Here is a 6,086-nt window from a genome sequence, read left to right as displayed (position 1 = left end):
CGGGGCCGCGGCGGGGGGTTCCAGACGGGGGTCGGCGGCCGGTGGGGCGCAGCCGTACGGTGGGCGTCGCGGGCCAGTCCGACGGGCTGGCGGGCGCGCCGAACGAGGTCCTGATCGTCGATTTCAAGACCAACCACGCCCCGCCGACAACCGCGGCCGAGGCACCCAAGGGTTATATCCGGCAGCTCGCGCTGTACCGCGCGGTGCTGGCAAAACTTTATCCCCAAAGGATCATCCACGCCGCCCTGCTCTGGACCGAAACCCCTGAAATGATGGAGATTTCGGCCCCCGCGCTGGACGCCGGGCTGGCATAAGTTCATGTCGGCGTGAGCGAGCTTGACCCGGCAAGGGGGCGTTCATACGTTTGCCGCATGCTCCCGGGCGCGATTCTCAACCGCGCCCTTAGTCCCAACCGAACGAGGTACTGACATGGCCGTTGGCAAGGTTTCTGACGCCGATTTCGAAGCCGAAGTGCTTAAGGCGACCGGGCCGGTGGTCGTCGACTTCTGGGCCGAATGGTGTGGCCCCTGCCGCATGATTGCGCCCGCTCTCGATGAGATTTCCGGCGCGATGGGCGACAGGGTCAAGATCGTGAAGCTCAACGTCGACGAGAGCCCGAAGACCGCATCGAAGTATGGCGTGATGTCGATCCCGACCCTGATGATCTTCAAGGGCGGCGAGATGGCGTCCCGTCAGGTCGGCGCCGCTCCGAAGGCCAAGCTGCAGCAGTGGATCACCGCTGCGGTCTGATCCGTTTCGATTAGCTGGTTTGCGGAACGGCCGGCGCAAACCGGCCGTTTTGTTTTACCTGATCCACCCCGTCGCCAGCGCCGAGGCGAGTTCAGCCTGGCCATTGCGCCGCGCCAGCGCCGCCATCGCTTCGTGGTCGTACGGGATGTGGCGGAAGGTCACGTCCCAATCGCCATCAACCCGTTCGAGGATCGCGTAGCGCGCATCGGGCGAACCGGCCTCGACGACATGTGGATACGGCTTGCCGGCGCGATAACCTGGCGAGCCGACACTGCCGGGATTGACGATCAGCCTTCCGTCGCGAAGCCGCACCGCCCGCGCGGTGTGCGTGTGCGCACAGAGGATCAGCGATTGCGTCACGCCGGCCGCCCTCGCCTCGATCGATTCCAGCGAAGACATCAGGACCTCGCCGCCCGGCAGCACGGTGTCGAGCCAGTAGGTTTCATCGTCCTGCGGCGTCGCGTGACAGAGGAAAACCTCGTCGCGATAAACCGAGTTCGCCGGCAGCGTGCGCAGCCAGTCGAGATGCTTCGGCTCGAGCTGGGTATAGGTCAGCCGCTCCCAGGAGCCCATTTTCTCATGCGGACGGTCGATCAGATAGCGGTCGTGATTGCCGAGCAAATGGACGGCATCGAGCGCCATCAACATATCGATCGTCGGCCGGGCATCGAGCGGCCCGCTCACCATGTCGCCGAGATCGACGATGTCGGAAATGCCCTGCGCACGAATGTCCGACAAGACAGCTTCGAGCGCGAGATGGTTGCCGTGGATATCGGCGATCGCAGCGAAACGCATGATGTCCCGTCCTCTCTCGCCCACACCGCATCGGGGACGCGAGACCACTTATGCAGGAGGCGTGCCGTTGGCCGCAAGCACGGGACCGGCGAGGTACAGCGAGCCGGTGATCAGGATGCGCGGCGGCACCTCGTAGGCCAGCGTGGCCAACCGCTGCAAGGCGGCGTCGACGCCGCTTGCGATCTCGACGCGCATGCCGAGCGCGCGCGCGGCATCGGCCAGCTTGTCCGGCGCCATGCCGTTGTCGCGGCCGGGCACCGGCACCGCAATGATGTGGCGCGTCAAGCCAGCGAAATTGGCAAGGAACGCATTGGCATCCTTGTTGGCCATCATGCCTGCGATCACGACCAGCGGCCGCGACACGCGTTCCTCGAGATCGCCGAGCGCCGCGGCTGCAACACGGCCGCCCTCGGCGTTGTGGCCGCCATCGAGCCAGACCTCGGAGCCCTGCGGCCCCTGGCAGACCAGGCTGCCTGAGACCAGCCGCTGCATCCGCGCCGGCCATTCTGCGTTGACGATGCCGGCCTCATAGGCTGCGATACTGAGCTTGAAGGTGTCGATCGCACGCAACGTCGCGATCGCAAGGCCTGCATTGTCGAACTGGTGACGGCCGAACAGCTTTGGCGCAGCAAGATCCATCAAGCCGCGCTCGTCCTGATAGACCAACCGGCCGCGCTCGACGCCAACGTGCCATTGCTGGCCGGCCGCATGCAGCGGCGCGCGCATGCGATTCGCCTCCGCCTCGATCACGGCCATCGCCTCCGGCGCCTGCTCGGCGCACACCACCGGCACCTTGCGCTTGATGATCGCGGCCTTCTCGCCGGCGATCGCCGTCAGATTGTCGCCGAGGAATTCCATGTGATCCATGCTGACCGGCGTGATCACCGCGGCGAGCGGCGTCTCGACCACATTGGTCGAATCCAGCCGGCCACCGAGGCCGACCTCGAGCAGCGCGACATCGGCCGGATGCTTTGCGAACAGGCAGAACGCAACAGCGGTTTCCATCTCGAAGATGGTGATGGGATTGCCGGCGTTGATGCGCTCGCAATGCTCGAACGTTTCGCGCAGCTCGTCGTCTCCGACCAGCTTGCCGCCGCCTTTCGCGCCCAGCCGGTAGCATTCGTTGAGCCGCACCAGATAGGGCGAGGTGAAGACGTGCACCCGCAGGCCTGATGCTTCGAGAATCGCGCGCAGATAGGCAACGGTCGAGCCCTTGCCGTTGGTGCCGGCGACATGGATCACCGGCGGCAGCTTGCGCTCGGGATGATCGAGCCGCTCCATCAGACCGCGCATGCGATCGAGGCTGAGATCGATGCGCTTCGGATGCAGCGCCGATATCCGCGCGATCAACGCCTCGAACGAGGGTTGCGATGGGGCCGCGCTTGCGGTCACGCGTGCGGCGCGGCCGGCACCGTCTCAGGTGCCGTGACGATCTGGGCCGGCTCGGTGACCGCGGCCGTGGGCTTCGATGCGGTCTCGAGCGCCGGCGCCTTGGTCAGCAGGCGGCACAGCCGCGCCAGCGTCGCCTTCATCTCGTGGCGGTGCACGACCATGTCGACCATGCCGTGCTCGCGCAGATATTCGGCGCGCTGAAAACCTTCCGGCAGCTTCTCGCGGATGGTCTGCTCGATCACGCGCGCGCCGGCAAAGCCGATGAGCGCGCCGGGTTCGGCGATCTGGATGTCGCCGAGCATCGCGTAGGACGCGGTGACGCCGCCGGTGGTCGGATTGGTCAGCACCACGATGTACGGTTGCTTCGCCTCGCGCAGCATCTGCACGCCGACCGTGGTGCGCGGCATCTGCATCAGCGACAGGATGCCTTCCTGCATCCGCGCGCCGCCCGATGCGGCGAACACGATGAAGGGCGACTTCTTCTCGACCGCGAGCTCGAGCCCGCGCACCATCGCTTCACCGGCGGCCATGCCGAGCGAGCCGCCCATGAAGTCGAAATCCTGCACCGCGACCACGACGCCGGCGCCCTCGAGCTTGCCGTAGCCGACCTTGATCGCATCGTTCAGCCCGGTCTTGGTGCGGGCGTCCTTGATGCGGTCGACATATTTGCGCTCGTCACGGAATTTCAGCGGATCGGCCGTCACATCGGGCAGCGCGACGTCGAACCAGGTTTCGTTGTCGAAGATCGACTTCAGCCGCGCCACCGCGCCCATGCGCATGTGGTAGTTCGAGCCGGGGATCACGAACTGGTTGGCCTCGACGTCCTTGTAGAACACGAGCTGCCCGGAATCCGGACATTTGATCCAGAGATTCTCCGGCGTCTCGCGCCGCAGGATGTTGCGAATCTTCGGCCGGACGACGTTGGTGAGCCAATTCATGGTTCGCTCCGAAATGCGGATCGGTTCCGCACCAGCTGGATATATGGCGGGCCGGGCGAACCCGGCAAGCCGCCACTAGCGGCCTTGTTGCCGCAAAATGTGGCTTATTCAGCGGCCTGCTTGGCGCCCCGGACCCCCTGCGCCAGTGCGGACACCAGGTCCGCCACCGCGCTCACGGTCTTCGGCGTCGCGCGGCCTTCGGCATCGAGGCTGCCCTTCAGGGCGTCGACCAGCGCAGTGCCGACCACGGAGCCATCGGCGTTCTCGGCGATCGCACGCGCCGCTTCCGGAGTTCGGATGCCGAAGCCGACACAGACCGGTAGGGCGGTGTGCCGCTTGATGCGCGCCACGGCCGCTCCGACGACCTTCGAATCGGCTGCGGCGCTGCCGGTGATTCCGGTGACCGCGACGTAGTAGACAAAGCCCGAGGTATTCGCGAGCACCGCCGGCAGGCGCTTGTCGTCGGTGGTCGGCGTCGCCAGCCGGATGAAGTTCAGGCCGGCCTTGATCGCGGGGATGCAGAGCTCGGTGTCTTCCTCCGGCGGCAGGTCGACGATGATCAGGCCATCGACGCCGGCGGTTTTGGCATCGGCCAGGAAGCTGTCGACGCCGTAGATGTAAATCGGATTGTAGTAGCCCATCAGCACGATCGGCGTGGCGTTGTCCTCCTTGCGGAAGTCGCGGACCATCGCCAGCGTCTTGCGCAAGGTCATTCCGCCCTTGAGCGCGCGCAGACCGGCCGCCTGGATCGACGGGCCGTCGGCCATCGGGTCGGTGAACGGCATGCCGATCTCGATGACGTCGGCGCCGGCCTTCGGCAGCGCCTTGAGGATGTCGAGCGAGGTTTTCGGGTCGGGATCGCCGGCCATCACGAAGGTGACGAAAGCGGAGCGGCCCTGTTGCTTCAGCTCGGCGAAACGTGCGTCGATACGGGTGCTCACTTCTGCCTCGCCTTCAAGATGTCGCCGACCTGCGGCACGTCCTTGTCGCCACGGCCCGAAAGGTTGACCACCATCAAATGATCCTTCGGCCGCTGCGGCGCGAGTTCGGACAATTTCGCGATGGCGTGCGCGGATTCCAGCGCCGGGATGATGCCCTCCAGGCGCGACAGCAGCTGGAACGCGGCCAAAGCCTCCTCATCGGTCGCCGAGAGATATTTCACGCGGCCGGTCTCATGCAGCCAGGAATGCTCGGGGCCGATGCCGGGATAGTCGAGCCCGGCCGAGATCGAATGTGCTTCCTCGATCTGGCCGTCGGCGTCCATCAACAGATAGGTGCGGTTGCCGTGCAGCACGCCGGGGCGCCCGCCGGCGAGCGAGGCGGCATGCAGCTGCGTCAGCCCGTGACCGGCGGCCTCGACGCCGAAAATCTCGACCGAGGGATCGTCGAGGAACGGATGGAACAGGCCCATCGCATTGGAGCCGCCGCCGATGCAGGCAATCAGCGAATCCGGCAGGCGGCCCTCGGCCTCCTGCATCTGCGTGCGGGTCTCGTGGCCGATGATCGACTGGAAATCGCGCACCATCATTGGGTAGGGATGCGGGCCCGCCACCGTGCCGATGCAATAGAAGGTGTTGTGCACGTTGGTGACCCAATCGCGCAGCGCGTCGTTCATCGCGTCCTTCAGCGTGCGCGCGCCGGACTGCACCGGGACGACCTTGGCGCCGAGCATCTCCATGCGGATCACGTTCGGCTGCTGCCGCTCGACGTCGACCGCGCCCATATAGACCACGCATTCGAGCCCGAACCGCGCGCACAGCGTCGCCGTCGCCACACCATGCTGGCCGGCGCCGGTCTCGGCGATGATGCGCTTCTTGCCCATGCGGCGCGCGACCATGATCTGGCCGAGCACGTTGTTGACCTTGTGCGAACCGGTGTGGTTGAGCTCCTCGCGCTTCAGATAGATCTTGGCGCCGCCGAGATGCTCGGTGAGCCGCTCGGCGAAATACAGCGGCGAGGGCCGGCCGACATAGTCCTTCAGATAGACGTTCATCTCGGCCTGGAACGCCGGATCGGCCTTGGCGTCGGCATAGGCCTTTTCGAGATCGAGGATCAGCGGCATCAGCGTTTCGGCGACGAAGCGTCCGCCGAAAATGCCAAAATGCCCGCGCTCGTCGGGACCGCTGCGGAAGGAATTGGGAAGGTTTGGATTCATCGAACCATCAGTTCTTCATGCCGCATCGCGGCTGTTTCCGCTCCCTCGCCCCGCTC

7 protein-coding genes are annotated in these 6,086 nt (G+C 65.8%); 2 read left to right on the top strand and 5 right to left on the bottom strand.

All coding sequences use genetic code 11. The features are described from left to right. Together FNJ47_RS14265 and trxA are read left to right on the top strand one after the other, a co-directional pair. A partial coding sequence (locus FNJ47_RS14265; protein WP_163154010.1) for a PD-(D/E)XK nuclease family protein occupies nt 1–314 on the top strand: 314 nt, incomplete at its 5' end. A gap of 115 nt (nt 315–429) precedes the next feature. After that, nucleotides 430–750, top strand: coding sequence for a thioredoxin (trxA, locus tag FNJ47_RS14260; RefSeq protein WP_163154008.1), 321 nt, complete (start codon nt 430–432; stop codon nt 748–750). Between the two features lie 54 nt (nt 751–804). Here trxA and FNJ47_RS14255 read toward each other — a convergent pair whose 3' ends face one another. The 5 genes from FNJ47_RS14255 to trpB all read right to left on the bottom strand — a co-directional run bounded on the left by FNJ47_RS14255 (nt 805) and on the right by trpB (nt 6,030). Then, nucleotides 805–1,545 (bottom strand): metallophosphoesterase family protein, encoded by a 741-nt coding sequence (locus FNJ47_RS14255; protein ID WP_163154007.1) that lies wholly within the window; start codon nt 1,543–1,545, stop codon nt 805–807. A 48-nt stretch (nt 1,546–1,593) separates the two neighbouring features. After that, a complete protein-coding gene (locus tag FNJ47_RS14250) occupies nt 1,594–2,838 on the bottom strand; it encodes a bifunctional folylpolyglutamate synthase/dihydrofolate synthase (RefSeq protein ID WP_430649380.1) in 1,245 nt (414 codons plus the stop codon). Between the two features lie 95 nt (nt 2,839–2,933). Then, nucleotides 2,934–3,875 (bottom strand): acetyl-CoA carboxylase, carboxyltransferase subunit beta, encoded by a 942-nt coding sequence (accD, locus tag FNJ47_RS14245; RefSeq protein WP_163154003.1) that lies wholly within the window; start codon nt 3,873–3,875, stop codon nt 2,934–2,936. 104 nt (nt 3,876–3,979) lie between these two features. After that, a complete protein-coding gene (gene trpA, locus FNJ47_RS14240) occupies nt 3,980–4,816 on the bottom strand; it encodes a tryptophan synthase subunit alpha (RefSeq protein WP_163154001.1) in 837 nt (278 codons plus the stop codon). Next, entirely contained in the window at nt 4,813–6,030 is a 1,218-nt protein-coding gene (trpB, locus tag FNJ47_RS14235) for a tryptophan synthase subunit beta (RefSeq protein ID WP_163153999.1), read from the bottom strand. The genes trpA and trpB overlap by 4 nt, the downstream gene beginning before the upstream one ends. Nucleotides 6,031–6,086 lie beyond the last annotated feature (56 nt).

This window comes from Bradyrhizobium uaiense (assembly GCF_010811875.1).
GTDB classification, from domain to species: Bacteria; Pseudomonadota; Alphaproteobacteria; order Rhizobiales; family Xanthobacteraceae; genus Bradyrhizobium; species Bradyrhizobium uaiense.
The sequence above is the reverse complement of the archived record's forward strand: the minus strand, read 5'-3'. Positions and strand labels throughout refer to the sequence as shown.